The sequence below is a fragment of the uncultured Nitrospira sp. genome (assembly GCA_902500695.1).
GTDB lineage: Bacteria > Nitrospirota > Nitrospiria > Nitrospirales > UBA8639 > Nitrospira_E.
Map to the genome: position 1 here is coordinate 1 of CABVRQ010000011.1, position 23,129 is coordinate 23,129.

General features: G+C 50.2%; 26 protein-coding genes and 1 tRNA gene. 8 read left to right on the forward strand and 19 right to left on the reverse strand.

What is annotated here, in order from left to right; all coding sequences use genetic code 11:
- A partial coding sequence (locus AAH187_RS04390; RefSeq protein ID WP_342347221.1) for a response regulator occupies nucleotides 1-437 on the reverse strand: 437 nt, incomplete at its 3' end.
- A 343-nt stretch (nucleotides 438-780) separates the two neighbouring features.
- Entirely contained in the window at nucleotides 781-1,134 is a 354-nt protein-coding gene (locus AAH187_RS04395; protein WP_342347222.1) for an STAS domain-containing protein, read from the reverse strand.
- A gap of 1,067 nt (nucleotides 1,135-2,201) precedes the next feature.
- On the opposite strand from AAH187_RS04395, the gene AAH187_RS04400 reads away from it, so the two are divergent.
- From AAH187_RS04400 to AAH187_RS04415, 4 genes are all read left to right on the forward strand, one after another.
- Nucleotides 2,202-2,277, forward strand: a tRNA-Arg gene (locus AAH187_RS04400).
- A 534-nt stretch (nucleotides 2,278-2,811) separates the two neighbouring features.
- Nucleotides 2,812-3,486, forward strand: coding sequence for a hypothetical protein (locus tag AAH187_RS04405; protein ID WP_342347223.1), 675 nt, complete (start codon nucleotides 2,812-2,814; stop codon nucleotides 3,484-3,486).
- A gap of 118 nt (nucleotides 3,487-3,604) precedes the next feature.
- Nucleotides 3,605-3,970 carry an STAS domain-containing protein gene (locus AAH187_RS04410; protein WP_342347224.1) on the forward strand — a complete coding sequence of 122 codons (366 nt, stop codon included), beginning with the start codon at nucleotides 3,605-3,607 and terminating at the stop codon, nucleotides 3,968-3,970.
- A 2-nt stretch (nucleotides 3,971-3,972) separates the two neighbouring features.
- The gene (locus tag AAH187_RS04415) at nucleotides 3,973-4,383 is read left to right on the forward strand and encodes a PilZ domain-containing protein (RefSeq protein WP_342347225.1); all 411 of its coding nucleotides are present in this window, start codon (nucleotides 3,973-3,975) and stop codon (nucleotides 4,381-4,383) included.
- A gap of 237 nt (nucleotides 4,384-4,620) precedes the next feature.
- On the opposite strand, the gene AAH187_RS04420 is transcribed toward AAH187_RS04415, so the two are convergent.
- The 4 genes from AAH187_RS04420 to AAH187_RS04435 all read right to left on the reverse strand — a co-directional run bounded on the left by AAH187_RS04420 (nucleotide 4,621) and on the right by AAH187_RS04435 (nucleotide 7,226).
- The gene (locus tag AAH187_RS04420; RefSeq protein ID WP_342347226.1) at nucleotides 4,621-5,229 is read right to left on the reverse strand and encodes a RusA family crossover junction endodeoxyribonuclease; all 609 of its coding nucleotides are present in this window, start codon (nucleotides 5,227-5,229) and stop codon (nucleotides 4,621-4,623) included.
- Between the two features lie 71 nt (nucleotides 5,230-5,300).
- Nucleotides 5,301-5,741: a hypothetical protein gene (locus tag AAH187_RS04425; RefSeq protein WP_342347227.1), complete on the reverse strand. Its 441-nt coding sequence runs from the start codon at nucleotides 5,739-5,741 to the stop codon at nucleotides 5,301-5,303.
- Between the two features lie 94 nt (nucleotides 5,742-5,835).
- A complete protein-coding gene (locus AAH187_RS04430) occupies nucleotides 5,836-6,183 on the reverse strand; it encodes an FmdB family zinc ribbon protein (RefSeq protein ID WP_342347228.1) in 348 nt (115 codons plus the stop codon).
- Between the two features lie 299 nt (nucleotides 6,184-6,482).
- Complete coding sequence (locus AAH187_RS04435) at nucleotides 6,483-7,226, reverse strand: ComF family protein (RefSeq protein ID WP_342347229.1); 744 nt, start codon at nucleotides 7,224-7,226, stop codon at nucleotides 6,483-6,485.
- 154 nt (nucleotides 7,227-7,380) lie between these two features.
- Here AAH187_RS04435 and AAH187_RS04440 point away from each other — a divergent pair, with 154 nt between their 5' ends.
- Both AAH187_RS04440 and AAH187_RS04445 read left to right on the forward strand, forming a co-directional pair.
- Nucleotides 7,381-8,043 (forward strand): ABC transporter ATP-binding protein, encoded by a 663-nt coding sequence (locus tag AAH187_RS04440; RefSeq protein WP_342347230.1) that lies wholly within the window; start codon nucleotides 7,381-7,383, stop codon nucleotides 8,041-8,043.
- A 6-nt stretch (nucleotides 8,044-8,049) separates the two neighbouring features.
- Nucleotides 8,050-8,979 (forward strand): dihydroorotate oxidase, encoded by a 930-nt coding sequence (locus AAH187_RS04445; RefSeq protein ID WP_342347231.1) that lies wholly within the window; start codon nucleotides 8,050-8,052, stop codon nucleotides 8,977-8,979.
- A gap of 100 nt (nucleotides 8,980-9,079) precedes the next feature.
- Here AAH187_RS04445 and AAH187_RS04450 read toward each other — a convergent pair whose 3' ends face one another.
- Nucleotides 9,080-9,370 carry a response regulator transcription factor gene (locus AAH187_RS04450; protein WP_342347232.1) on the reverse strand — a complete coding sequence of 97 codons (291 nt, stop codon included), beginning with the start codon at nucleotides 9,368-9,370 and terminating at the stop codon, nucleotides 9,080-9,082.
- A gap of 74 nt (nucleotides 9,371-9,444) precedes the next feature.
- On the opposite strand from AAH187_RS04450, the gene AAH187_RS04455 reads away from it, so the two are divergent.
- A complete protein-coding gene (locus AAH187_RS04455; RefSeq protein WP_342347233.1) occupies nucleotides 9,445-12,021 on the forward strand; it encodes an FtsX-like permease family protein in 2,577 nt (858 codons plus the stop codon).
- Between the two features lie 50 nt (nucleotides 12,022-12,071).
- Here the strand turns inward: AAH187_RS04455 and bioB are convergent, their stop codons facing one another.
- The 7 genes from bioB to rplU form a co-directional block, all read right to left on the reverse strand.
- Entirely contained in the window at nucleotides 12,072-13,088 is a 1,017-nt protein-coding gene (gene bioB, locus AAH187_RS04460; protein WP_342347234.1) for a biotin synthase BioB, read from the reverse strand.
- 76 nt (nucleotides 13,089-13,164) lie between these two features.
- On the reverse strand, nucleotides 13,165-13,602 hold the full coding sequence (gene rsfS, locus AAH187_RS04465) for a ribosome silencing factor (protein WP_342347235.1): 438 nt from the start codon (nucleotides 13,600-13,602) through the stop codon (nucleotides 13,165-13,167).
- Nucleotides 13,590-14,261: a nicotinate-nucleotide adenylyltransferase gene (gene nadD, locus AAH187_RS04470; protein ID WP_342347236.1), complete on the reverse strand. Its 672-nt coding sequence runs from the start codon at nucleotides 14,259-14,261 to the stop codon at nucleotides 13,590-13,592. Before nadD ends, rsfS begins: the two co-directional genes overlap by 13 nt.
- Before the next feature lie 95 nt (nucleotides 14,262-14,356).
- Nucleotides 14,357-15,493 carry a glutamate 5-kinase gene (gene proB / locus AAH187_RS04475; protein WP_342347237.1) on the reverse strand — a complete coding sequence of 379 codons (1,137 nt, stop codon included), beginning with the start codon at nucleotides 15,491-15,493 and terminating at the stop codon, nucleotides 14,357-14,359.
- Nucleotides 15,475-16,494, reverse strand: a complete 1,020-nt coding sequence (gene obgE, locus AAH187_RS04480; RefSeq protein WP_342347238.1) for a GTPase ObgE — start codon at nucleotides 16,492-16,494, stop codon at nucleotides 15,475-15,477. The genes proB and obgE overlap by 19 nt, the downstream gene beginning before the upstream one ends.
- Before the next feature lie 80 nt (nucleotides 16,495-16,574).
- The gene (rpmA, locus tag AAH187_RS04485) at nucleotides 16,575-16,829 is read right to left on the reverse strand and encodes a 50S ribosomal protein L27 (protein ID WP_312646418.1); all 255 of its coding nucleotides are present in this window, start codon (nucleotides 16,827-16,829) and stop codon (nucleotides 16,575-16,577) included.
- Nucleotides 16,830-16,863: 34 nt separating this feature from the next.
- On the reverse strand, nucleotides 16,864-17,181 hold the full coding sequence (gene rplU, locus AAH187_RS04490; RefSeq protein WP_312744357.1) for a 50S ribosomal protein L21: 318 nt from the start codon (nucleotides 17,179-17,181) through the stop codon (nucleotides 16,864-16,866).
- 168 nt (nucleotides 17,182-17,349) lie between these two features.
- Here rplU and AAH187_RS04495 point away from each other — a divergent pair, with 168 nt between their 5' ends.
- Nucleotides 17,350-18,264: a branched-chain amino acid transaminase gene (locus AAH187_RS04495; RefSeq protein WP_342347239.1), complete on the forward strand. Its 915-nt coding sequence runs from the start codon at nucleotides 17,350-17,352 to the stop codon at nucleotides 18,262-18,264.
- Between the two features lie 94 nt (nucleotides 18,265-18,358).
- On the opposite strand, the gene secG is transcribed toward AAH187_RS04495, so the two are convergent.
- From secG to trpS, 5 genes are all read right to left on the reverse strand, one after another.
- Nucleotides 18,359-18,730, reverse strand: a complete 372-nt coding sequence (gene secG / locus AAH187_RS04500; protein WP_342347240.1) for a preprotein translocase subunit SecG — start codon at nucleotides 18,728-18,730, stop codon at nucleotides 18,359-18,361.
- A 31-nt stretch (nucleotides 18,731-18,761) separates the two neighbouring features.
- Nucleotides 18,762-19,520, reverse strand: a complete 759-nt coding sequence (tpiA, locus tag AAH187_RS04505) for a triose-phosphate isomerase (RefSeq protein WP_342347241.1) — start codon at nucleotides 19,518-19,520, stop codon at nucleotides 18,762-18,764.
- 46 nt (nucleotides 19,521-19,566) lie between these two features.
- Nucleotides 19,567-20,766, reverse strand: a complete 1,200-nt coding sequence (locus tag AAH187_RS04510; protein ID WP_342347242.1) for a phosphoglycerate kinase — start codon at nucleotides 20,764-20,766, stop codon at nucleotides 19,567-19,569.
- Nucleotides 20,767-20,845: 79 nt separating this feature from the next.
- Nucleotides 20,846-21,850, reverse strand: coding sequence for a type I glyceraldehyde-3-phosphate dehydrogenase (gene gap, locus AAH187_RS04515; protein ID WP_342347243.1), 1,005 nt, complete (start codon nucleotides 21,848-21,850; stop codon nucleotides 20,846-20,848).
- A gap of 288 nt (nucleotides 21,851-22,138) precedes the next feature.
- On the reverse strand, nucleotides 22,139-23,122 hold the full coding sequence (gene trpS, locus AAH187_RS04520) for a tryptophan--tRNA ligase (protein WP_342347244.1): 984 nt from the start codon (nucleotides 23,120-23,122) through the stop codon (nucleotides 22,139-22,141).
- Nucleotides 23,123-23,129 lie beyond the last annotated feature (7 nt).

Here is a 23,129-nt window from a genome sequence, read left to right on the forward strand (position 1 = left end):
AGGTGGTTGAGGAAAGCAGTAGACGCTCCTCCCTTTTCAAAGAACTGTTGACAGGATTGTTTGAGGGATTGCAGATTAAACGGCTTAAGGAAGAAGCCTTGAGCGCCTTCCTTTAACAGCTGACGAAGGGCTGGGAGGTCTAATCCACCGGACATTGCCAACACCGGCACTTGATACCCTAACCAGCGTAATTCATCGAGCATGGTTCGCCCGTTCATCACGGGCATATGCATATCCAGCAAAATTCCGTCCACCGTATGATTCATAATCAGGTCCAAGCCTTCCCGTCCATTTCTCGCCATACACACGTGATATCCCCAATCTCCAAGGACAGTATTTAAAAGCCTTGCCACTGAAGGATCATCTTCAACCACCAAAATACACGGTTGGGTTTTCCTGGTATTTAAGGAATCATGCATTGGGTCTGGTGTGTTCATTTCTGGATTCTCCAGTTCATTTGTTCCATGGGGGGAGGAAGCTAACAGGTCCATCCTGAAAGGCCTTTCTTTGCTCCTAGCATCTGAAATCGGTTGTTTCAAAAATTGGGTCCTTCCGCATTTCCCCGGGAGCATAGTGACACGTTAAGACCGAGAAATTGTTTGAAAAATTGCTAAATAGCGACAGGGAAAGCGATACCTCACCTCTGCAGACTTCATGGTAGAACTCAGGTTTCTTGCTTAGTGAAATCGAGGGTTGCGGAAATAGCTATTCCAAAAAAGTGGGGAGGGCAACTCAAAGGGAGGGCTACCGCCGTTTCTGAAAATCTGAAAATGGTATTGTTCATACATAAGGAGTCTGGGGTTGAGCCTCCACAGCTTCTTTTTCAGATTGATAGATAGGAACAATCTCTGAGAGGTGGGTCGACTCTAAGAGATTTCTGACCGTCGGTTGCGGGCTGACGATACTGAGGTGCACGTGATTGGGTCTCATCTTGTGATACCAAAGGAACAATTGTCCTAATCCCATCGAATCAATCCAGGTAATCTCAGCAAAATTCAGGATAATATGTTGACAGCCCATTTCTTTTGCTCCGAGGATGGCGACTTCAAGGCCTAACTTGGAACTGGCGTCAAAACTTCCTGAGAGGTCCAGTATTTTTGTGTTGTGCTGACAATGCTCTCTGACGGCAAGCATGGGTTCCTCCTCCCTCTGTTTGGATTCCCTTAGGTCTAGCGGAAATTAATTGGCCGATTTTGCTGATTTCTGGGCTGATGGTGAAGAGATCTTGATTGCATTTTCTTGAACAGTTGACGCTTCGGGGAGATGGGTATCAATTCCCCAGACAGGTTAAATTGAAATACGTATATGCCATGGGGAACTTCAGCAATGAAAAACCGACGAATTCGGCTAAGTCTAAAAATTTTGTCATTCCTTACACTTGCCGAACCGCATGCGGCTTTTGCGTCTCCCTAATCTGGTTCGAGGCGAGGAGGCTTAACCCATGTCCAACTTTATAGGAGGTTCCCCGTCTGTTAGGTAGGAGCATCAGCGTCCTGATTGAAAAGACCAATCACAACGGAAAACTTCCTGTTGAACGAAGCATATGAAAAGCTGGTGTTTCGTAGAGGTTCTGGTTGCCCCATACAGGGATATGGCAAATAACCTGGGTGCCATCAGATGGTAAGAGGGGACCCATTATGTGCGGCGAGTCTAAATTTTGAGCAGGATTTTTGCGTTTCCAGCCTCAAGGCATGAAGGTCAGGAGGCGGCGAGGGATGAGACAAATTAACTGCGGAACAAGTGAAGAATAATCTCAGGCGAAAAATAAATCATTCACACCACAAGAAATATATGAACCTCCAGGCAATATGATCCGATACCTTTTATTAATTAAATTGTGGCCCCTCACACAAGAATTCGCCTATCCGAGGCTTCTTACTATTCACGACCACCTGAATGCCACCGGATGTTTAAAGCATCAAAACTTACAAGGGGCGGTTGGTCCTATTTCTACCAATAGAATTGACGCGTTTAGGAAAGAACCGGTATAAGGCTGGTTGTTACAGAATAGATAGAGGTTGACAGCCTACCCGATTTAAAAATTACCGTATCTAAAGTTAAGATATGAAAAGATAGTAAATGGTAGAGTGGATTTTACCAAGACAATGAGAGGAACGGTTTTTTCTGTTTGGCATTTATTTCACGCGAGTCAGGCTATACTGCTTGACGAACTCACCTAACTTATTGAAAATACAGTAAAAGCGCCCGTAGCTCAATGGATAGAGCACTTGACTACGGATCAAGAGGTTGCCGGTTCGACTCCTGCCGGGCGCACCATCTTCGATTATCCATTTTTAGAACGCCTCACATATTTTTCCAAATCCCCAGGTGTAGATTTACTAGGAGCCAGTCTGAGAGGCTGGCTCCGCTTTTTTCACTTAAGATCTGGGTCATATGCATATCCTTGTCGGTATTAGCTTCCGATAAGTCCCTCCTACTCCCGATCCAGACCTTTCGTAATCAACCTCACGCCCTGCCTGATTCCGGGCTGGTCAACTGGGAGTATTGTTGAAATTCCCATTTACCCCATCAGACAGGAAATTCCTGCGGCCATCTGCAAATAGATGAGATGAACAGAGGTGTGGGCGGAGTGCTGATATTGTTGACCCTTTGATGTTCGGGTGAATCAAAAAATGAAATGTGTCGTGCACGAATCTACTCTTTTCCTCAAACCGTCGGCAGGAACCGAATCAAAATGGTCCTAGGGGGGAATCTGCGGACTGATGAGAGACTCCAACGGAGAATTCTTTAAATGGCTAACCGTTTTTCCTTTTCACCGATTCTTAGTCAGGCATTTCAGTCTGAAAAAACATGAAAGGTAAAAAGGCGCAAGTTATGGAGAAAAATATCGCGGTATTCTCAAAAATCGAAAGGTGGGTAGATCATGTTCAACGATGGGGTTTTTCTTTTCTCATTGGCATCGTGTCGACTGGAATTTGCCCTGTTTCGGCTGAAGTCCTTATGACCACGGATTTTGAATCTGGGAACCTTTCTGGCTGGACGGTGTTTTCTACCTCCAATGGAACCTTAGGGGGAAAGGGCTTTCCTGCCGTCAGTTTGTGTAATCATGGGACCCCGTTCTCTCCGTCTCATTGTCTGCAGGTCCAAGTGGGACAGCTTCATTTCGATCCTACCGGTGAGTTGCAACAAGGTGGAGGGATTGGGCTCACCACAATGACTAATTCCGGCCTCATTCAGCTCTCAGCCCGTGTGGGGGTTACCTACCATTCACCCGATTATAAGAGGAATCTGAACGGGGGATTGTTTGAATGGGTTGTTGATGATCAAGTTATAGCCGATCTCGATGTCGGTCCGGTGGATGATGGTGGCACGGTTCAGCAGCTATTCAGTGGAAAAGTCTCTGTGGCGGCAGGTCGTCATACCATACAGCTTCGGGTGACCCGCCCCTTTCAGAGCGGCGCCGGCAAGCCGGCGCCGGTTCAGTTTGTCGATGATGTCATGGTGGAACTCCTTCCCCAACCCTGAGGGGTCCTTTGATTTTTTGAAGAAAAGAATGTCCTTTGCCTGCATCACGGGTTAAGAGTGGAGGGAGGAAAACCGATACAAGAAGACACCAACGGATATCATCACGAAAGAGTCTTCTATGGTTATTTCCGAACGTAGTCTCAACCACGATACCCTCGTAGAAACTTTTGCAGGTCGGTTTGATCAACATGCCAGACAGGATTTTAAATGGCGGATTGATCATGCCATTCTGCAAGGTTATCGGTTTGTCATGTTAAATATGGTGGCCGTTTCATTTATTGACAGCGCTGCCCTCGGGTGGTTGGTTCTTGCCCAACGGCGTTTTCAGCGAATTGGGGGCAAGCTTGCCATCATTTCTCCGATAGGATTTGTTCGCGATGTCCTGGAGATCACTGAAATTGGGGAATGGATCCCCATCTTTTCCAGCGAAGATGAAGCCTTGAAGACCTTTGAACCTACCAAAGAGCATTCATCGGAGTCGTGACGTTGGGAACATCGACCGCACTGAAACAAGATCTTTGGCGACCGTTACCAATCCCCCAAGGAAATCGACGATCATTTCGACGGATGTCCGTCAAACCCTATCAGGTGCTACCGGTAGCCATTCGTTGTGGATCAGACACGGTGTGTCAGGGCCGTGTGCTCAATCTCAGTCCTCAAGGCATGCTCGTGGAATTTCCCGACGACCAAATTCCTCCTGTGCTGAGGGGGACCCAGGTATCCGTCAAACTGCATTACCTCGGTGACAGCATTTGGTTGCCTGGACTTGTCCGGCATTGCAAGGGCCAAAAGATGGGATTTTTGTTCCCCGCCCTGAGCAATCATCCCACGAGGGGGGCCAAGCACCCACTGACCATTGTTCTACATTCTCTCTCCCGCGCAGTCATCTCTCGGTAACATTCTTTTCTTTCCAATTCCTCCATGTTCCTAATCGTGCGTTAGTATTCATCTAAATACCGAGCAGAACGACAAAATGGGTTTTCCTTGTCCACCGTACCACCGCTAAGGGCACCTGCTTTAGGTTCTTGAGGAGGAGAGGTCATGGGAAAGGAAGGTTGATGGGAAACGGCTTATGGAATACCCGGTGATGGAGAATACCAGCATGGCTCGCTTTGGGCGAAGGTTGCGGTCTGCTTAGGATTGAGGGGAAATGCGGTGACTTGTCTTGGGCACCATCGAGAGAGATCTGGAGGAACGCGTGGAACGGGTAATGGGTTCCTGAATGGCTAAGATACATTCCAGGCGTGGGCGGACCGAATCGAGGTCTTTGTGCAGATGAATTTCGGTAATGCGGTTGTCATTTAAATCGATGGCCTGGCAAATGGCATCCTGCGCAATTTTGAGACCGCCATCGAGATCCCGTCGCAAAGCCGTTTTGAAGTAGAAGCGGAGGGAGAGGCTCAGGGCGTGAGTCTCCAGTTGCGATAAAAATTCGGTCCGATGAGAAGATTGACGCAACACAGTGAGTAAGTGGCTAGCCACGGCCGTTTTGTAATGCCGTCCGGTGGAGGCCAGAACTCTTCGCCCGTTGACGGTGGCGTATTGATGATTAACGCTGGGTGGGAGGGGTAAGACAACAAGGAGTTCACGAGTTGACAGAGCATCGCCCCCAAGATGTTCCCAATGTATTAGGGATCCTGCGGTCTTTGCTTTTCGTTTTTTATGGACGGAGAGGAGTACGAGGCCACCCTTCACTTCTGACTGCAAAAGCTTGGGAAGGGAGGGGATGCGAATAGTTCTCAATGACGGTAGTTCTCAATTGGGCATCTATGAAGGGGATCTGGTACTGGTCGTGGAATGAGAAGGATGGCCAGTTAAAGGAGGCTCTGAATTTTGCTCATGCTGTGTTCGAATGTGTCTTCGTTTATATGGACAAAGCGTCGCCATTCTGATGGATTCCACACTTCAAGGCGATGAAACATGCCGACTAACACCACTTCTTGATCCTCATCGACGGGGACGAGTTTGCGAAACCGGCCAGGGATTAAGATGCGACCGGCCTTATCCATTTCTGAAGCTGAGGCTTCCGAGACCATGTGATACATGAAAAGGCGTCGTTGGTCTTCATCGAGAGATTGTTTGGCGTTTTCTAAGATCTTGGCCCATTCCGGGTTGGTATAGGCGGAAACGGGCATATCCTGCCCCTTGAGGAACATCAGACTATTCCCGTGAGTTTCGATTTCTTCACGAATAGGACTCGGGACAACAAACCGTCCTTTTTCGTCGATTTTACAATAGTATTGTCCGGCAAACATGCAGCAGTTCCTTGGATCTCCTGAACGTCCTATCTGTGAGTGTAGCTTAACGAATGTTTAAGAAAAGTCAAGTAGTTTTGCTTGAGTAGTCTCGCTAATCTCCTTCGGCGGCAGGCATCCCCATATCTATATCGTCGGTGTCCATCCTGTCCATGGCCTCGTCCATGTCCTCTCCTAAGTCTTCCCCCATCTCCTTTCCCATTTTTTTCATGAAGCGGGCCATGCTCTGTGGGTCATTTTCATCAAGGTCGCCAAAGTTGCTGGGATCGGCCAAGGCTTCCATCCGCGCCTCTTCCGATTTGGGTGCCGCGAAGCGGGACATGATGCGTTCCAGTTTGACACTCTGGCAATGTTTGCAGGATGGGGCTGGGGCGCTCAAGGTGAGGATTAAAAAGGAATTGCGTTTCCGGCAATCCTGACAACGGTATTCATATATGGGCATCGAGTCGTTTCTCCTGATCGCAATGTACTGGCTGTATATATCGCAAAACAGGCTTTTTGGGAAGAGTCGGATTTTGATTTCTACGAATGGAAAGATCTCATATGCTTTAATAGAGCGAATCCTTCTGGCTCATTCCGGGAAGCCTCACGATAAGAGGATGGTCAAAGGGGCGGTCGAGAAAGGCCAGGCAAAGTGAGAAGGAAGGGATATGCAGATTAATTTAGAGAAAACAGCTAGCAAAAGAATCTTGCAGGGAGCCTCTTCGCCTCAAGCAATGCAGGGATTGGCAATTAATTCCCTTACACCATTCTAGCGAGTGTCAGCCCATACACCGGGCCTGAGCCGGCACGCCGAAGCGTCTTCGCGCATTCATGCAAGGTTGTGCCAGTGGTAAAGACATCGTCCACCAATAAAATTCGTTTGCCTTGAATGTGGGTCGGCTTGGCGACGGAAAAGGCCCGACGCAGATTCGTGAGTCGCTCCTTCCTTGATAATGAGGTTTGGGGGACCGTGGGTCGAATTCTGAGCAGACATCCCAGTAACAGAGGAATCCCAGTGGAGTGACTGAGTCCGTCGGCTAGCAGCAGGGATTGATTGTACTCACGTTCCCGTAATCGTTGCGGATGAAGGGGGACGGAGATGATGGCATCTAAGGGTGGTAAAGCGGGCAACGCCTCAACCATGGCTTGGGCGAGTGGGTGAGTCAACGACAGTTTTCCACGGTATTTGAATAGGGTAATGGCTTCTTTCAGTGGGGGTTGGTAGGGAAAGAGACTCCAGACTTGCGTGAGGGCCAATGGTCGTGCGCGGCAGGCTCCGCACTGATGGGCCGGACTATGAAGTAAGGCAGTGGGGGAAGCAAAGGGGCGTCCACATCGCGGACAAACCGGGCCTGGAATAGGTTGAAGCCTTTCCCAACACCGGCGGCAAAAAAATGGAACGGGATCGTCCCACAAGGGATTCTGACAGCTAGCACAGGCGGTGGGAAAAATGACATGCAGGAGCGATCGAAGAAGGCGAGTCGCGGTAAGTGGTGGAGCCATGGAGGCGAACTTTCAGAGCTGAGGTCAACAGGGAAATAACCCTAATATTCGTGGGGCGCCTTGGTCCATTTACCTTCGGTATGATATAGGAGGGGTAGCAAATATACCATGATTCAAGTGCGTTCCTGACCGCAGCATTTCCGGATAGGTGTCCGTGATTCAGTTTCAACATGTCTATAAGGAATACCGGCGCGGATCCACTCCGGTCGTGGCGCTGCGGGATGTCTGTGTGGACATTCAGCAAGGAGAATTTTGTGCGCTCATGGGACCCAGCGGGAGTGGAAAAAGCACACTATTGCATTTGGTGGCGGGGCTGGACTGGGTGACCTCCGGCGACATCCTGCTTGATGGCCGATCCTGCCTGGCATTTGGTGATCAGGAATGGACCCGATGGCGTCGGGAACAGGTGGGGGTTGTGTTTCAGGCCTTTCATCTGATCCCGGGATTGACGATCGAAGAAAATGTGGCACTTCCCTTGCGCTTACGGGGTGAAGAATCCCGGACGGTGCGAACACAGACAGCCGACATGCTGGAGAGGGTGGGGATGAGTCATCGGCTGGGTCACCGATCGCATGAATTATCCGGAGGGGAGCAACAGCGGGTGGCGCTTGCCCGAGCCTTTGTGCATCGCCCTCGACTGATCGTGGCCGATGAACCCACCGGCAATTTAGATGGTGAAACCGGGGGGAGAATTGTGTCGTTGCTGCGTCAATGTTCGAAGGAATTTGGCCAGACGGTGCTCTTGGCAACCCATTCATTACGCGCCGCTCAGACGGCGGATCGGATCGTCGCGATTCGAGACGGACAATTGGAGTAATACGCAATGGATCTTTCAACGGAAATTGCCGGTGTGTCGTTTTCATGTGGAGTGATGAACGCGTCAGGAGCCTTGTGCGTGACGCCGAAAGAGCTGGAGGCCCTGGGCATGTCCCATGCCGGTGCGATTGTGACCAAATCCATGACGCCTCTTGCCCGTGAGGGCAATCCCCAACCAAGGTATGTGGCGTTTGACGGTGGCTCGATCAACTCGATGGGCCTTCCCAATTTAGGATTTCCCGCCTATGCGAAACTGATTCCAGAGTTGAAGCGATTCGGGAAGCCTGTCATCGCCAGTCTGGCCGGCCTGCATCCCAATGATTTTCTCGAAGGCGCCAAGGCCTTGGAGATCGCTCGACCGGATTTGATAGAAGTGAACTTGTCGTGCCCGAACATTCCTGGTAAGCCACAGATCGGGTATGACTTTGAGGAAACGGAACGGTTATTAACAGAGATCCGTGCGTTGCTGACCGTGCCGTTCGGAGTGAAACTCCCGCCCTACTTTGATCCCATTCATCATCAGAAAATTGCCGAGGTGCTTCAGCGAAGTGGCGTGGCCTTTGTTACGGTCATCAATTCAGTGGGGAATACCCTTGTCGTTGATCCGGAACGGGAAATGGTGGTGATTAAGCCCAAAGGGGGATTTGGCGGATTGGGAGGACGGATGATTAAGCCTGTGGCCCTGGCCAACGTTCGCGCGTTTTGGAAGATCTGGGGTGATCGGATTCCTATTATTGGTACCGGTGGGGTGGAAAAGGGAGTGGATGTGTTCGAGCATGTGTTGTGTGGCGCCTCAGCAGTTCAGATAGGCACTGTGCTGGTTGAGGAAGGCTGCGAGGTGTTTGCAAGGCTCCAAGGGGAAATTGCCGATTGCTTGCAACGGAAAGGCTATCCGTCGTTAATGGCATGTCGAGGGAAATTACGGGAGATGGATTGAAAAAGAGGGATATTGACCGGCAAGATAGGTAAAGTCAAAATGAGCTGTAGCTCTGCGTTCTTGACCTTTTTATGACAGGCTAGGTTGAAAGATACGTCATCTAGGCCGTTGTGGTCTGGGTCGGTGGGCCCTTGGGAATGATTCGAAGCGCAATGGCTTGCCGGAGTAACTGGGCCACGTTTCTGACCCGTAGACGCCGCATCAAATTGAAGCGATGGACTTCAACGGTTCGCACGCTAATGTTTAGCTGTTCACCAATTTCACGATTGGTAAAGCCTTGAGCCACCAGGCTCAAGATTTCCTTTTGCCGGGCGGTGAGAGATTGGCTCTCGGAATTGGGTTCCAAGAGTTCTTCTGTTGATTCCGATTCCGTCACTTTCCCTTTTGGCATGTTGAGACAAGACCCCACGCATAATTTTCTAGTTGTTTTAACATACGCCCCTTACTTCCGACAACCGCTCTAATATGATACGAATTCTTCTTCTCTTGGTCTTTGACCATGTTCGCCATCGTCCATTTCGAGTCTTTCTCACGGTGGTCGGGGTGGCAATTGGTGTCTCCGCCTGGTTGGCCATTCGCCTGGCCAATGGCCAAGTCTATCAATCCTTTGAACAGTCGGTGGAGTCCGTTGTGGGAAAGGCGTCTATTACCCTGTCCCGAGGGGCCGAAGGGATGGATGAAGCGATCATTGAGGAAATTCAACGTCATCCCGGGGTCCAATCGGCTCAGCCCGTTCTGAAAATTGAGTCCTTGATCCAGGAAGGCTCATCCACGGGTCACATGCTCGTGATTTGGGGAGTCGATCTTCTGAGCAATGAGGAGCTTAGGCCATCAGGGGATTCAACCAATGCGGTTTCGGACAATCAGTGGAAGCAGGTGTTTTCTCCCAGGACCGTCTTTTTAGGAAAAGAGTTTGCCAAAGAATTAGGGCTGAGAGAGGGGCAGACGTTGACCGTGACGGGTCATGGCATTTCTCATGATCTGATCGTGGGAGGTCTGTTGAGATCGTCGGATGCTCTTCTCCAAGGCACTGAGCGACAGGCGATCATGGATATTGCCGCAGCCCAATGGTCGTTTGGCTGGTTGGGACGTTTGCATTCCATTGCCGTGGTTCCTGAACCTGGTGTGGCGGGGGCTACACTTATCCAATCCTTGCAAACCGTGGTGCCTCTGGAAATTCGAATGAGCCAATCCTCGCGACGGACCGGGCAAGTGGAATCGATGTTGAAGGCCTTCCAGTTTAATCTCACCATGCTCAGCGGAATTGCGCTGCTTGTTGGGGTGTTTCTGGTCTATAACACGATGGCATTTTCGGTGGCACATCATCGTCGGGAGATTGGCATTCTGCGGGCACTCGGCATGGAACGGCGAGCCATCACGGGATTGTTTCTCTTGGAGGCGGGTCTGCTCGGCCTTGTTGGCGGAGTCATGGGCTGTTGGTTCGGGGTTTTTCTGGCTGGCGGGTTGACGACGCTCATCGGGCAGAGTGTCGGCGAATTATATGGGGTAACGTCTTTGGGCGTTTCGCAGATTCATCCCTGGCTATTAGCGGAGGCGATAGCGATTGGGTCTGGGGTTTCTCTCCTCGGAGCGCTCCGTCCTTCCTGGGATGCCAGCACGATAGCTCCGGTTCAAGCCTTATCGGTAGGCCAATCCGAAGATGAAGAAACTGGTTCGTACAGGAAGTCAGGGTGGATCGCGATGATCGCCTTTGCTGGAAGTGCGGCCTTGAGTACTATGGCCCCGGTTGATGGTATCCCGGTCGGAGGGTATGCTGCGGCATTTTGTCTTCTGGTGGGTGGAACCGCTCTGGGGCCCGTGCTGTGCGGGTTGATTCATGAGTGGAGGAGAACATGGCAAAGCGGGCGATGGGGCCTCTTGCCGTCCCTCGCGGCAGAACAAATGAGCCGCAATCCCGGTCGGACCAGTGTGACCATGGCGGCGATTGTGGTCGGGCTGGCCATTATGGTTGGGGTGGGCATCATGATTCAAAGTTTCCGGCATACGGTAAACATCTGGATTGAGCAAACGATGCTGGCGGATATTATTGTGGCTCCGGTGTCCTGGCTAGGGGACCAAGATGGCGAGAACGAAAAGCCTGGTCTGCCATTGGCTCTGGTCAAGATGGTGATGATGGTCCCAGGTGTCGAGGCGGTTGATCCATATCGAGAAACGGTGGGGGAGGTTTCAGGACAGACGGTGTCCCTTGTCGCACGCGACTTGCGCCTTCATGCTGGGCGCAGCCGATATCTATTTGTGAAAGGCGATTCCACTAGGATTTTACAAGAAACGATCGAAGGTGAAGGTGTGATTGTGTCTGAAGTGTTAGCCGGGCGGCTGGGGCTGGCGGTAGGAAGCCAAGTAGATTTAAAAACACCTTCAGGAATCCAGTCACTTCCCGTGAAGGGCATTTTTTATGATTATGCCACCGATGGGGGAAAAGTAGTCATGGACGACCAACTCTTTCGTCGGCATTGGGGAGAAACCGACGCGACCGTCTTTGCGGTGTATCTCAAGGCCGGTCAGGCGCTCCCGGTTGTGCGACGTGAGATTGAACAGGTGTTAAAAAATAACATCCCTATCGTCACGATCAGTAATGGAGAACTGAAGACCGAGATTCTTGAAATTTTTGACCGGACGTTTCGCGTCACCTATGTGTTGGAGTTGATTGCCCTGAGCGTGGCGGTGCTGGGGATTATCAATACGCTCATGACCGCCATTACGGAACGCCGGCGAGAGCTGGCCACGTTGCGGGCGTTAGGCGTGAGTCGCCCGCAAATTCAAAGGCTGATCTTCTGGGAATCCTGTTATGTGGCCGGATTGGGTGCCAGCCTAGGAATTCTTGTGGGATTGGCGCTGTCGGTATTGTTGATCAACGTGATCAACAAGCAATCATTTGGATGGACCATCCAGTTCACTCTACCATTGGAAACGTTGGGGATGGCTGTGCTTGTGGCTTTGTTGGCCGCGTTTCTAGGCGGGTGGGGGCCCGCCAGATGGGCCAGCCGGCAGTCGATCGCCGATGATTTGCGGTATGAATGAAATATGTGAAGAGAATGCTAAAAAAGTCTTAAGACAATGTGACAAGCAATTCAGCGTGAACAGGTTTCGGCCTTTGCCGTTTCGAATCCTTCGTATTTTACTTCCACCGTAAAGCCCAGGTCTTCGATCATATCCCAGACTTCTTGGTGTGCAAGGCCCGGTGTCGTTAAGTAGCCATCGACGAAGAGTGAATCCGCCACGTAGAGCGCTAAGGGTTGGAGGGAGCGGAGATTTTTTTCGCGTCCTCCTGCCGCCCGGATTTCCGTTTTGGGGTGGAAGAACCGGAAGAGACAAAGAATTTTTAAGCAGCGCGAAGGTGTGAGATTTTTCATTTCGTCAAAGGGTGTCCCTTCGACCGGGTACAACATATTTAAGGGGATAGAATCGGGTTGGACGTCCTGTAACGCCAGGGCCAGATCCACCAGATCTTCATTCCCTTCGCCCATTCCGACAATACCGCCGCTGCAGAGTTCCAATCCGGCTGCGCGGGCATGTTTCAGTGTGTCGATTCGATCTTGATAGGTGTGGGTGGTGCAAATAGAGGGGTGATAGGCTTCACTGGTGTTGAGATTATGGTTGATCCGATCAACCCCCGCCTCTTTTAGCTGGCTGGCTTGCTCGCTATTTAATAAGCCTAGTGAACAACATATTTGAATGGGCAGCTCTTCTTTGATCTGTTTGACGGCGCTGGTGATGTGTGTGAGTTCTGATTTTAACGGGGAGCGGCCGCTGATCACGATGCAATACCGCTGCGCTTTGGCTTGTGCGGCGCGTCTGGCACCTTCCAGCATTTTTTCCGGAGAAAGAAGGGAATACCGCTCGATGGGGGCGGTGGAAATGGTTGATTGGGAGCAATAGTGACAATCTTCCTGGCAGGCTCCGCTTTTGGCATTGAGCAACATTTGCAGGCGGACGGTTTTGCCAAAATATCGAGACCGAATCCTATAGGCCGCATTCACAAGATCAAGCAGCTCGTCCTGCGGGGTGTCCAGAATGGCCAAACCTTCCTGTCGACTTGGGATGGTTCCCTCCAGCACTCGGTCTGCCAAATTTTGGTATGAGCTCATGGGTTATTCTCCCTTACGTTTTCTTAATATTTTCGATGACTAACCTGCGGATCAAAAAGAAAATGTTCTATATAACTTAGGAAAGCCTGGCGACTCTGGCTGGTGCTTTTGGCGCTCGTGCCACCTGCGGAAAGGGTGTGCGGCTTTCAGGAATAGAAATCTGTGGAGCGTCTGCCCACATACTTTCTAGCGCATAATATTTCCGGATGTCTGATTTGAATATATGGACGATGATGTCTCCATAGTCGAGTAATATCCAATTGGCCGTTTCTTTTCCCTCGATCTCTGGGCTTATTTCATAGCGTGTGGACATGACTTTTTCAATGAACGAGGTAATCCCTCGTACTTGAGGTACTGAATCGCCAGATGCAAAGACGAAATAGTCTGCTATTGACGTCATTGCTCCCACATCAAGCACCAACACCTCTCCGGCTTGCTTTTCTTGAGCCGCCTGAGCGATGAAGACCGCTTGTTCGAGGGTAGGAGATGGTTTCGGGTGGGTTAGTCGGGCCATTGGTACAATCGTTGGTGAATTATATAGGACTCCACGGTGGGCGGCAACCAATGGCTTACGGAAGAACCAAGGGCCAGGTGCTCTCGAATCGTCGAGGCTGATATCTCGCACGGCGGTATGGATAGGAGATAAATGGTCTTACCGGAAGGAAGAAGGATGTCCAGACGCGTCGTGTCCTGTTGGTCAAGGCTTTGAAATGCTTGAGGCTTTGTCGCAGGAAGGAACGGCAGGGCTTGAAGTTGTGTGAAGGCAACCCCTGGTCTTGAGCAGACAATAAAATGACAGAGGGTGAGCAAATGGTCCACGTTCCTCCAACTACAAAAATCGAGAAAAGCATCCAGCCCCACAATAAACCCCAATTCCGTTCCTTCGGGGCATTCATTTTTGAAATGTGTGACCGTGTCGACACTGTAGGACACCGCCGATGATTGGATTTCGTGATCGGATACCGTGCAGTAGGGAAACGGGGCAATCGCCTGCTTCACCATTTCTAACCGATTGTGGGCTGGAGCAAGTGAGGCTGATGGTTTGTGTGGAGGATCTCCTGTCGGGACGAAAATAATCCGATCAAGGTGGATCCTGTTGTAGACATACTGGGCAATATGCAAATGCCCATTATGAATGGGATTGAATGAGCCGCCTAAGAGGCCGATAAACATCAGTCTAGAATTTTCTCATGTGGAGAGTGTTGAAAAAGGCCATCTATATCTATTATGCCAAGGGAGGATTGTGCGATAGCCGAGAGTCATGTCGCTTATGAAGCCTGCGGCTCAGTCAGGACCAGATTGTCCCGGTGAATGACTTCCTCATACTCCAATGTGCCCAGGAGTTGCCTGATGTCTGACGTTTTTCTTCCCTTGATGCGGTGGAGGGTTTCAGCAGAATAATTTGTGAGTCCCTGCGCGAAGGCCATTCCCTCCCTGGTAGCGCATGTAATGGGGTCTCCTGTCAGAAAGATGCCTGTGATGTCCAGAATACCTGATGGCAATAAACTTTTTCCTCGAAGGGTGAGTGCGGCCACGGCGCCTTCGTCCAAGCGGAGCTCACCTTTTGGTCGAAGTGTATAGGCAATCCACTGCTTTCGACTGGTCAGGGGTGATTGGTCTGACGCAAAAAATGTTCCTCCGGGCTTTCCGTTCAGGACCTCTCCTAAGGCATTGGGAGTTTCTCCATTTAATAAGAGGGTAGGGACCCCAAACCGTCCTGCCTGCTTGGCGGCTCTGATCTTGGTGACCATGCCTCCACGGCTGGCTTGTGTTCGAGAAGATCCCGCAAGGTCTTCAATGTCTTTGGTGACATTGGCAACCAGAGGGATTAATTCAGCGGAAGGATTGAGGTGAGGATCCTGGCTATAGAGTCCATCGACATCTGATAAAATCACCAGCAGATCTGCGTCAACTAAATGGGCCACTTCTCCAGCGAGGGTATCGTTGTCACCAAATCTGATTTCATCGATCGCCACGGTGTCATTTTCATTGATAATCGGAATGACCCCTAGCTGAATAAGGGTATTTAAGGTATGGCGCGCATTCAAAAATCGTCGACGGTCGGATAAATCCTGGTGAGTTAAGAGGATCTGGGCAATCTTGTTTTTCGTGTCCTCAAACGCCATCTCGTAGGCTCGCATGAGGCGGCTTTGTCCGACTGCAGCAGCGGCTTGCTGAAGGGGTAATTCAGTGGGATAAGAAGAAATGGCGAGGTGTGCGATGCCGGCAACGATGGCCCCGGAGGAAACCACGACAATTTGTCGATTCTGAGCCTGCAGTGTGCCCAATTCCTGGGCTAAACGGTTAATACGGTCGAGACGTAAACCGCCCTGCGAAGAAGCCACCAGGCTGCTTCCCACTTTGACGACGATCCTCTTGCACGCCGCTAGCACTTGCTCGCGCATGAAGTCTTTGCTTCCAGAACGGCTTTCCCTAAATAGGTCACGAGTGATGGGAGGCCTTCCCTGGTCACGGCCGAAATGGGAAAGAATGGATAGTGGTGTGTAGCGCAATACTCCCGAAGGGCTTCCAAGTGCTGGCCGTTTCCCTGTGAATCCAATTTTGTGGCCACGATGGCAAACGGCCGTTCAAGGAGTTCGGGATCAAAGGCCTGGAGTTCTCGTTGTAACGTTTCAACGATCACAATGGGATCCTCTGAAATCCATTCGGTGATATCGACCAGATATAACAAAAAAGCGGTTCGCTGGATATGTCGCAGGAATTTAACTCCTAACCCTTTCCCTTCATGAGCGCCTTCGATCAATCCTGGAATATCGGCTACGACAAATGACGAATGTTCCATCCATTCCACCACTCCCAAATGAGGGCGAAGAGTCGTGAATGGATAACTGGCAATTTCTGGATGGGCAGAAGAAATCGCTGAAATTAAAGTGGATTTGCCAGCGTTAGGAAAGCCTACCAGGCCGACATCGGCTAACAGTTTTAATTCCAGATTCACCCATCGCTCTTCGCCGGGGGTCCCTGGTTCAAATTGACGGGGCGCTCGATTTGTTGACGTGGCAAAACGCGCATTGCCCTTTCCGCCTTTGCCTCCTTTGGCCACAATGGCGGTTTGTCCTTCCGCAATAAGGTCGGCGATGATGTCGCCGTCCTCGGTTTTCACGAGAGTCCCGACAGGAAGGGCAATTACGATATCGGAGCCATTGGCTCCGTGGCAGTTAGTCTTGAGACCTCTGACGCCGGACGTGGCCTCGTAGTGTTTTTGATATCGCAGGTCGAGCAGGGTTGAGACTCTATTGGAGGCCACAAACACCACGTCTCCTCCATCACCACCGTCGCCACCATTGGGACCACCAAATTCAGCAAATTTTTCTCGTCGAAAGCTACAGTGTCCGGTGCCACCGTCACCAGCTTTGATGAATATCCGTGCTTGATCAATAAACATACTGATCCTTAAATCCTAGCGGACTTACAAGGGACAAATGAAGGAGATGAATTGAAAAAAGCAGGAAATGGGAAGGGAAGCTAGACGGGAGGATAGACGCTCACCTTGCGGCGGGCGATTCCTCCTTCAAACTTAACGATCCCGTCTACTTTGGCAAAGAGTGTGTAGTCGCTTCCAAGTCCGACATTTGTCCCAGGAAAGAATTTCGTTCCGCGTTGACGAACGATGATACTTCCGCCGCTCACCTTTTCGCCGGCATAGGCTTTGACGCCTAAATATTGTGGGTTGCTATCGCGACCGTTGCGGGATGATCCGCCGCCTTTTTTATGTGCCATGAGTCAAACCTCCAAATAATTTCAAAGACCAATGTTAAGCAGATGCCACAATTTCAGTGATTCGAACCTGCGTGAACCCCTGACGATGGCCCTTGGTCCGTCGATAGTTTTTACGTCGTTTCTTTTTGAAAATGGTAATGGACCGGGTTCGCGCATGTCGGATAATCTCCCCTTTGACCACGGCATCTGTAATCATGGGAGAGCCGACAATAGGCGCCTGGTCCGTTTGGACAAATCGTACTGAGTCAAATTGAATGATAGACCCGACATCGCCTTCAAGGGACTCGACTTGTAGGATACCGTTCGGTTCCGCCCGGTATTGTTTTCCACCTGTTTCGATAATTGCATACATAGTGTTTAGCTCCTTAACAAACACGCATTTTGCCAGTATGTTTACATTTATGTCAAGATTTTAGTATATCATCACGCGTTCTTGGTGTCTGACAAAAATAAATCCGTGATGCCCTTGGTTACCACGCCTTGTTTTTTTCAGCCTTATGTCAATCGGAGAAGTATTTCTATGGTGACTGTGTCAAAAAAAATCTGGATGGATGGAGCTCTTGTCGACTGGGATGAGGCCTCGGTTCATGTTCTGACTCATTCTCTCCATTATGGTCTCGCGGCATTTGAGGGGATCCGTTGTTATGAGGGCGAGGCCGGATCAAACATCTTTCGGTTAGAGGAGCATGTCGACCGGCTGTTTGAATCTGCCCATATCACCATGATGCCCATGCCTTTTACCAAAAAAGAAGTGTCGGACGCTATTGTTGAGACGGTTCGAGTCAATCAATTAGCCTCGTGTTACATCCGTCCCATCGCGTATGTGGGGTATGGCGCGATGGGAGTGTACCCTGGTGACAACCCGATTCGTTTGGCTATTGCGGCTTGGCCATGGGGTTCGTATTTAGGGGAGGATGCTCTGGCGGAAGGAATCAGGGCAAAAATCTCATCCTTCACCCGGCACCATGTGAATGTATCCATGACTCGGGCAAAAATATCCGGATATTACGTCAATTCGATCTTAGCCAAATGGGAGGCAAAGAAGTCTGGATATGCCGAATGTATCCTCCTTGATCCTGATGGTTATGTTGCTGAGGGGACAGGAGAAAACGTGTTTATTGTGAAAAAGGGGGTCTTAAAAACGACTCCCTTGACCTCTATTCTTGACGGGATTACCAGGAATTCGATTCTTGAATTGGCGAGAGCAAAAAAAATCCCGGTGATTGAGGAACGCTTTACTCGTGATGCGATGTACGTGGCAGACGAAATATTTCTTACCGGAACAGCTGCCGAAGTGACACCGGTTCGCGAATTGGATGATCGAAAAATCGGCGAAGGTAAGCCAGGACCTCTCACAAAATCCCTGCAAGATGATTTCTTTAGGATTGTGCGTGGCGAAGATGCGGCTTATGCCAATTGGCTGACTCCTATTTAGGAGCTGAAATTCTGACAGGTGGCCCCATGATTCTGGGCCATTCCACCAGTTGTCCTGCGGTCAAACTAGTTGCCGACTCAGCAATTGAAATAGTTTATGGAGTAGTCGGGTCGGCAGTCGTCTCTGGCGCTGGTTCAGTTGCGTTGGTTTCCGTTGAAGGAGTTGCCGCGGGTGTCGATGGAGAAGGCGATTCATGATGGGAGGTTGGGTGAAGATCGATCACCGTGGACGAAGTATTGGCCTGTTTAGAAAGTAGAGCCAGGCTGAGGGATGTCAGCATAAATACAATAGCGGCTCCCACGGTGATTTTACTCAGAAACGTACCGGGGCCGCGGCTTCCAAACACCGTTTGAGAAGACCCTCCAAACGATGCACCGATCTCAGCGCCTTTTCCTGCTTGGAGCAAGATGGCGGCAATCATGAGAAAACAGACTATGATATGAAGAATGACAGTCAGAGTATACATAATGTGTGCGTGTTTATTGCCGTGTTTATGGTTAATTGTAAGCAGCTAATTCGGCTATCTTAACAAAGGATTCGGAATTCAAACAAGCTTTTCCCACGAGAGCCCCATTTATTTGTGGAGATTGAAAGAGACTTTTGGCATTGTCTTTGGTCACGCTCCCCCCGTAAATGATTCTGGTTTGATCAGGTTTGATGTCCCATTGCGTGGCGAGAAAGGATCGGATGTGGCTATGAACCTCGGCCGCCTGGTCGACGGTAGCCGCCTGGCCGGTTCCAATCGCCCAGACAGGTTCATAGGCGATGGTGATCTCTGTAAAATTTTTCGATTCGAGACCTTCAAGTCCTGTTTGTAGTTGATGCTGAATGACTGCCTGCGTTTTATTTGATTGGCGCTCATCCAGACGTTCCCCGACACACAAAATTGGTAACACGGCATGGTGGAGGGCGGCGTGGACTTTTTTATTAATATCCTGGTCGGTTTCTCCGAAAATATGCCGTCGTTCGGAATGTCCAATAATGACATAGTGACAGCCGACGTCCCGTAACATGGGTGGCGAAATTTCTCCGGTAAAGGCACCTTCGTCACTGGCACAGGTATTTTGAGCGGCCAATTTGATGGGTGTGGAGGCCAGCAGGCGTGAGACCGCTGGTAAGGACACGAATGATGGGGCGATGGCCAACTCTACTGAGACCTGTGGTTGATAAATCTTCAGTATATCCTTCACCAGGGACTCGGCCTGGGAAATGGTCTTGTGCATTTTCCAATTGCCGACAATAAGGCGATGCAACATGAGAACCTCTTAACTTTTGGAAGTAAAAAAAGCGGGGTCGTTGGGATCAAAGACGATCGGGTAAGGCTGCAAGCCCTGGCATATGTTTGCCTTCCAGGAGTTGGAGGGCCGCACCACCACCGGTTGAAATGAAGGACATACTTTCGGATTCTCCTGCGCGATATACGGCGAGAGCCGTATCTCCTCCTCCCACAATCGTTTTGGCATAGGCATTGGCTACAGCATGGGCCATGGCAAAGGTCCCGCGTGAAAATGCATCACGCTCAAAGACTCCCATGGGTCCATTCCACAAAATCGTTTTGGCGTTTTGGACGGCTTCACTGAACAGACGGACCGACGCGGGCCCGATGTCCATGCCATACCAGCCCGCAGGGATTTCCTGCACCGGGACAATTTTTGTTTCCGCTTCAGGGTCGAGACTGGCGGCGACGACGCAATCCACGGGAAGATAAAATTTGATTTTTTGAGCCATCGCCTGTTCGTGAATGCGTTTGGCAAAGTCCAGCATGTCTTTTTCGACGAGAGATTGGCCGATCTCCAATCCCATGGCCTTGATAAAGGTAAAGGCCATGCCGCCACCGATGATGACTTTATCAACCACCTTGCCGAGATTTTCAATGACCCCGATTTTCCCCGAAACTTTTGCCCCTCCCAAAATGGCCACAAACGGACGAACGGGGTTCTCCACCGTGCCTTCCAAGGCTTCGACTTCCCGTTTCATCAAAAATCCTGCTGCGGATACTTTGACATATTTGGTGATGCCAACGGTGGAGGCATGAGACCGGTGGGCGGTTCCAAATGCGTCATTGATGTACACATCTGCCAATGAGGCCAATTGTGCCGAGAACTGGTCGTCGTTTTTTTCTTCTTCCGGATGAAATCGCAGGTTTTCTAATACGACCACATCGCCGGGTTTGGCTTTATTGACGACAACTTCCACTGCCGGCCCGATGCAATCGCCAACAAATTCAACCGGTTTATTCAACAGTCGCTGGAGTCGTTTGGCAACGGGAGCCAGGCTGAGTGCCTGGTTGATGGTTCCATCTGGCCGTCCCAAGTGAGAACAGAGAATGACGATAGCGTCTTCATCCACGGCACGATTAATGGTCGGAAGGGCCGCCCGGATCCTGGAATCGTCAGTGATTTGGCAGGAATCATCAAGGGGAACGTTGAAGTCCACTCGGATGAGTACGCGTTTGTTGCGGAGGTCAACCTGATCAATGGTTTGTTTTTTTAAATGCTTCATGCCTTCCTTTCCCTTCCGAGGTCGACGGCTGTATTGCTACACGGGGGAAAGCCCTATATTTCTGCGGTGATGCGATTCTCTAACGGTGTTGAGCGAGAACATTGATCAGGTCGTGTAAGCGGCATGAATACCCCCATTCATTGTCATACCAGGCAAACACTTTGACGAGCCGTTTATTGATGACGGAAGTGAGAGGTGCGTCCACGGTGGCTGAGTATGAACAGCCATTGAGATCACTTGAAACAATTGGGGCTTCAGAGACCTGCAAATAGCCTTTTAGCGAACTCTGAGCAGCTTGTTGAAAAGCCGCGTTCACCGTTGCCGCATCACAATCGCGTTCGACTTCAACTGAAAGGTCAATGAGCGATACATTGGGGGTCGGCACTCGAATGGCCATGCCATCGATTTTCCCTTTTAGTTCCGGGATGACCAGGTACAACGCTTTGGCCGCCCCTGTTGACGTGGGAATCATGGATAAGGTGGCCGCTCGTGCCCGTCGTAAATCCTTATGAGGCAAATCAAGCAGTTGTTGATCGTTGGTGTAAGAATGGATGGTGGTCATAAACCCATGCTTGATACCGAATTCCTGTAAAAGGACCTTCGAAACCGGAGCAAGACAATTCGTCGTACAAGAGGCGTTGGATATGATGGTGTGTTGTTGAGGATTGTAGTCGGAGTCATTCACTCCTAACACGATCGTGATATCCGGGTCTTTGGCGGGTGCTGAAATGATGACCCGCTTGGCTCCGGCAGAAATGTGTTGTCCCGCGCCTTGCCGGTCTGTAAATCGACCAGTGGATTCAATGACGAAATCGACCTGGTGTTCTTTCCAAGGCAGAGATTGAGGGTCTTTGATGGCCAGGATCTGAATCTTCTTCCCATTCACGGTCAAAAAGCCGGGCCCGTCTTGAATATCGGCTTGAAATTTTCCATGAATCGAGTCATAGGTCAAAAGATGAGCCAGGGTTTTTGAGTCAGTCAGGTCATTGATGGCCACAATCTCGATGGAAGGATCATTGAAACAGGTCCGGAAAAAATTTCTTCCGATGCGACCAAACCCATTAATGGCAACGCGGATACTCATAGTTTGATATACCTAACTAAATGAAAATAAGGAAATCTTTCATAGGTATATGATCGTAATTTCACAATAGCATGAAGTCAAGAAAATATCGCAAGTCCGGCTCAAGAAAATTCCTCGTTTGCCGGGTTGTGAGAGCCATTAGCCTTTGTAAGGTCAGGCTATTTCCGTGAACTATGGTTTCTCTGTGAGCACTTTGGAGTGAGGAATATGAAATTGTGGTCCTTGTTGGTCTCTCTGTAGAAGAGTTCTTCTACAGAAGGTGCTCGGGGATTAGGTGATTCGAGGTTGCTAGAGAATTTTCATCGCGGTTTTCACTTCCTGCATCGTCTCGTGCGCCTGCTGAGAGGCGCGTTTCCGTCCTTCTTCTACCATTTCCTGCATGTGTTCAGGATGTTGAAGAATTGTCGCCCGTTTATCCCACATAGGGCTGTAGCGTTCGACCATGGCATCGGCAACTTGTCGCTTGCAATCGATGCATCCTATGGCCGCGGTGCGACAATCCTGGTTGACCTGTTTGACGACGTCGGCCGAGGAATAAATTTTGTGGAAGTCGAATACCGGGCAGACATCAGGATCGCCCTTGTCGGTCCGGCGAACCCTTGCCGGATCCGTCACCATGGTTTTGAGCTTTTGTCGAACGACCGGCTCGGTATCGGACAGATTGATCGTATTGCCGTAACTTTTACTCATTTTTCGTCCGTCGGTCCCCAAGACTTTGGGAAACTGAGTGAGATATTCCTTGGGTTCAGGAAACACGGGTGAATAGAGATTATTGAATCGGCGCCCAATCTCACGCGTGAGTTCCAAATGGGGAAGCTGGTCTTTGCCAACCGGAACGATATCGGGTTTGTATAACAAAATGTCTGCCGCCTGGAGCACCGGATAGCCTAAAAAACCATAGGTGGAGAGATCTTTTTCTTTAATTTCGTCCTGTTTTTCCTTATACGTAGGATTTCGCTCCAGCCAGGGAATCGGCACAATCATAGAGAGAAGCAGATGAAGAATGGCGTGTTCGGGAATGCTGGATTGGACAAACACGGTAGCCCGGTTCGGATCAATGCCGGCTGCCAGCCAATCAATCAGCAATTCCTGTGTGAATTCTTTAATCCGGCTGGTGTCGGCATAATTCGTCGACAATGCATGCCAGTCGGCCACAAAAAAATAGCAGTCGTATTGGGTTTGTAACGTTTTCCAATTTTCCAGCGCACCAAGAAGATTGCCTAAATGCATGAACCCGCTCGGTTGCATACCGCTGAGTACACGTGTGGTCATAGATTAG

What these genes read in the sequence shown, in the direction of transcription:
- rplU (WP_312744357.1), bottom strand. Translation starts at nt 17,181, where the DNA reads ATGTATGCAATTATCGAAACAGGTGGAAAACAATACCGGGCGGAACCG.
- AAH187_RS04395 (WP_342347222.1), bottom strand. Translation starts at nt 1,134, where the DNA reads ATGCTTGCCGTCAGAGAGCATTGTCAGCACAACACAAAAATACTGGAC.
- rsfS (WP_342347235.1), bottom strand. Translation starts at nt 13,602, where the DNA reads ATGGCCCGACTAACCCACCCGAAACCATCTCCTACCCTCGAACAAGCG.
- secG (WP_342347240.1), bottom strand. Translation starts at nt 18,730, where the DNA reads ATGTATACTCTGACTGTCATTCTTCATATCATAGTCTGTTTTCTCATG.
- AAH187_RS04510 (WP_342347242.1), bottom strand. Translation starts at nt 20,766, where the DNA reads ATGAAGCATTTAAAAAAACAAACCATTGATCAGGTTGACCTCCGCAAC.
- rpmA (WP_312646418.1), bottom strand. Translation starts at nt 16,829, where the DNA reads ATGGCACATAAAAAAGGCGGCGGATCATCCCGCAACGGTCGCGATAGC.
- tpiA (WP_342347241.1), bottom strand. Translation starts at nt 19,520, where the DNA reads ATGTTGCATCGCCTTATTGTCGGCAATTGGAAAATGCACAAGACCATT.
- AAH187_RS04455 (WP_342347233.1), top strand. Translation starts at nt 9,445, where the DNA reads ATGATACGAATTCTTCTTCTCTTGGTCTTTGACCATGTTCGCCATCGT.
- AAH187_RS04430 (WP_342347228.1), bottom strand. Translation starts at nt 6,183, where the DNA reads ATGCCCATATATGAATACCGTTGTCAGGATTGCCGGAAACGCAATTCC.
- AAH187_RS04495 (WP_342347239.1), top strand. Translation starts at nt 17,350, where the DNA reads ATGGTGACTGTGTCAAAAAAAATCTGGATGGATGGAGCTCTTGTCGAC.
- AAH187_RS04410 (WP_342347224.1), top strand. Translation starts at nt 3,605, where the DNA reads ATGGTTATTTCCGAACGTAGTCTCAACCACGATACCCTCGTAGAAACT.
- proB (WP_342347237.1), bottom strand. Translation starts at nt 15,493, where the DNA reads ATGCGCGAGCAAGTGCTAGCGGCGTGCAAGAGGATCGTCGTCAAAGTG.
- gap (WP_342347243.1), bottom strand. Translation starts at nt 21,850, where the DNA reads ATGAGTATCCGCGTTGCCATTAATGGGTTTGGTCGCATCGGAAGAAAT.
- AAH187_RS04405 (WP_342347223.1), top strand. Translation starts at nt 2,812, where the DNA reads ATGAAAGGTAAAAAGGCGCAAGTTATGGAGAAAAATATCGCGGTATTC.
- obgE (WP_342347238.1), bottom strand. Translation starts at nt 16,494, where the DNA reads ATGTTTATTGATCAAGCACGGATATTCATCAAAGCTGGTGACGGTGGC.
- AAH187_RS04445 (WP_342347231.1), top strand. Translation starts at nt 8,050, where the DNA reads ATGGATCTTTCAACGGAAATTGCCGGTGTGTCGTTTTCATGTGGAGTG.
- bioB (WP_342347234.1), bottom strand. Translation starts at nt 13,088, where the DNA reads ATGAGCTCATACCAAAATTTGGCAGACCGAGTGCTGGAGGGAACCATC.
- nadD (WP_342347236.1), bottom strand. Translation starts at nt 14,261, where the DNA reads ATGTTTATCGGCCTCTTAGGCGGCTCATTCAATCCCATTCATAATGGG.
- AAH187_RS04425 (WP_342347227.1), bottom strand. Translation starts at nt 5,741, where the DNA reads ATGTTTGCCGGACAATACTATTGTAAAATCGACGAAAAAGGACGGTTT.
- AAH187_RS04435 (WP_342347229.1), bottom strand. Translation starts at nt 7,226, where the DNA reads ATGGCTCCACCACTTACCGCGACTCGCCTTCTTCGATCGCTCCTGCAT.
- AAH187_RS04450 (WP_342347232.1), bottom strand. Translation starts at nt 9,370, where the DNA reads ATGCCAAAAGGGAAAGTGACGGAATCGGAATCAACAGAAGAACTCTTG.
- trpS (WP_342347244.1), bottom strand. Translation starts at nt 23,122, where the DNA reads ATGACCACACGTGTACTCAGCGGTATGCAACCGAGCGGGTTCATGCAT.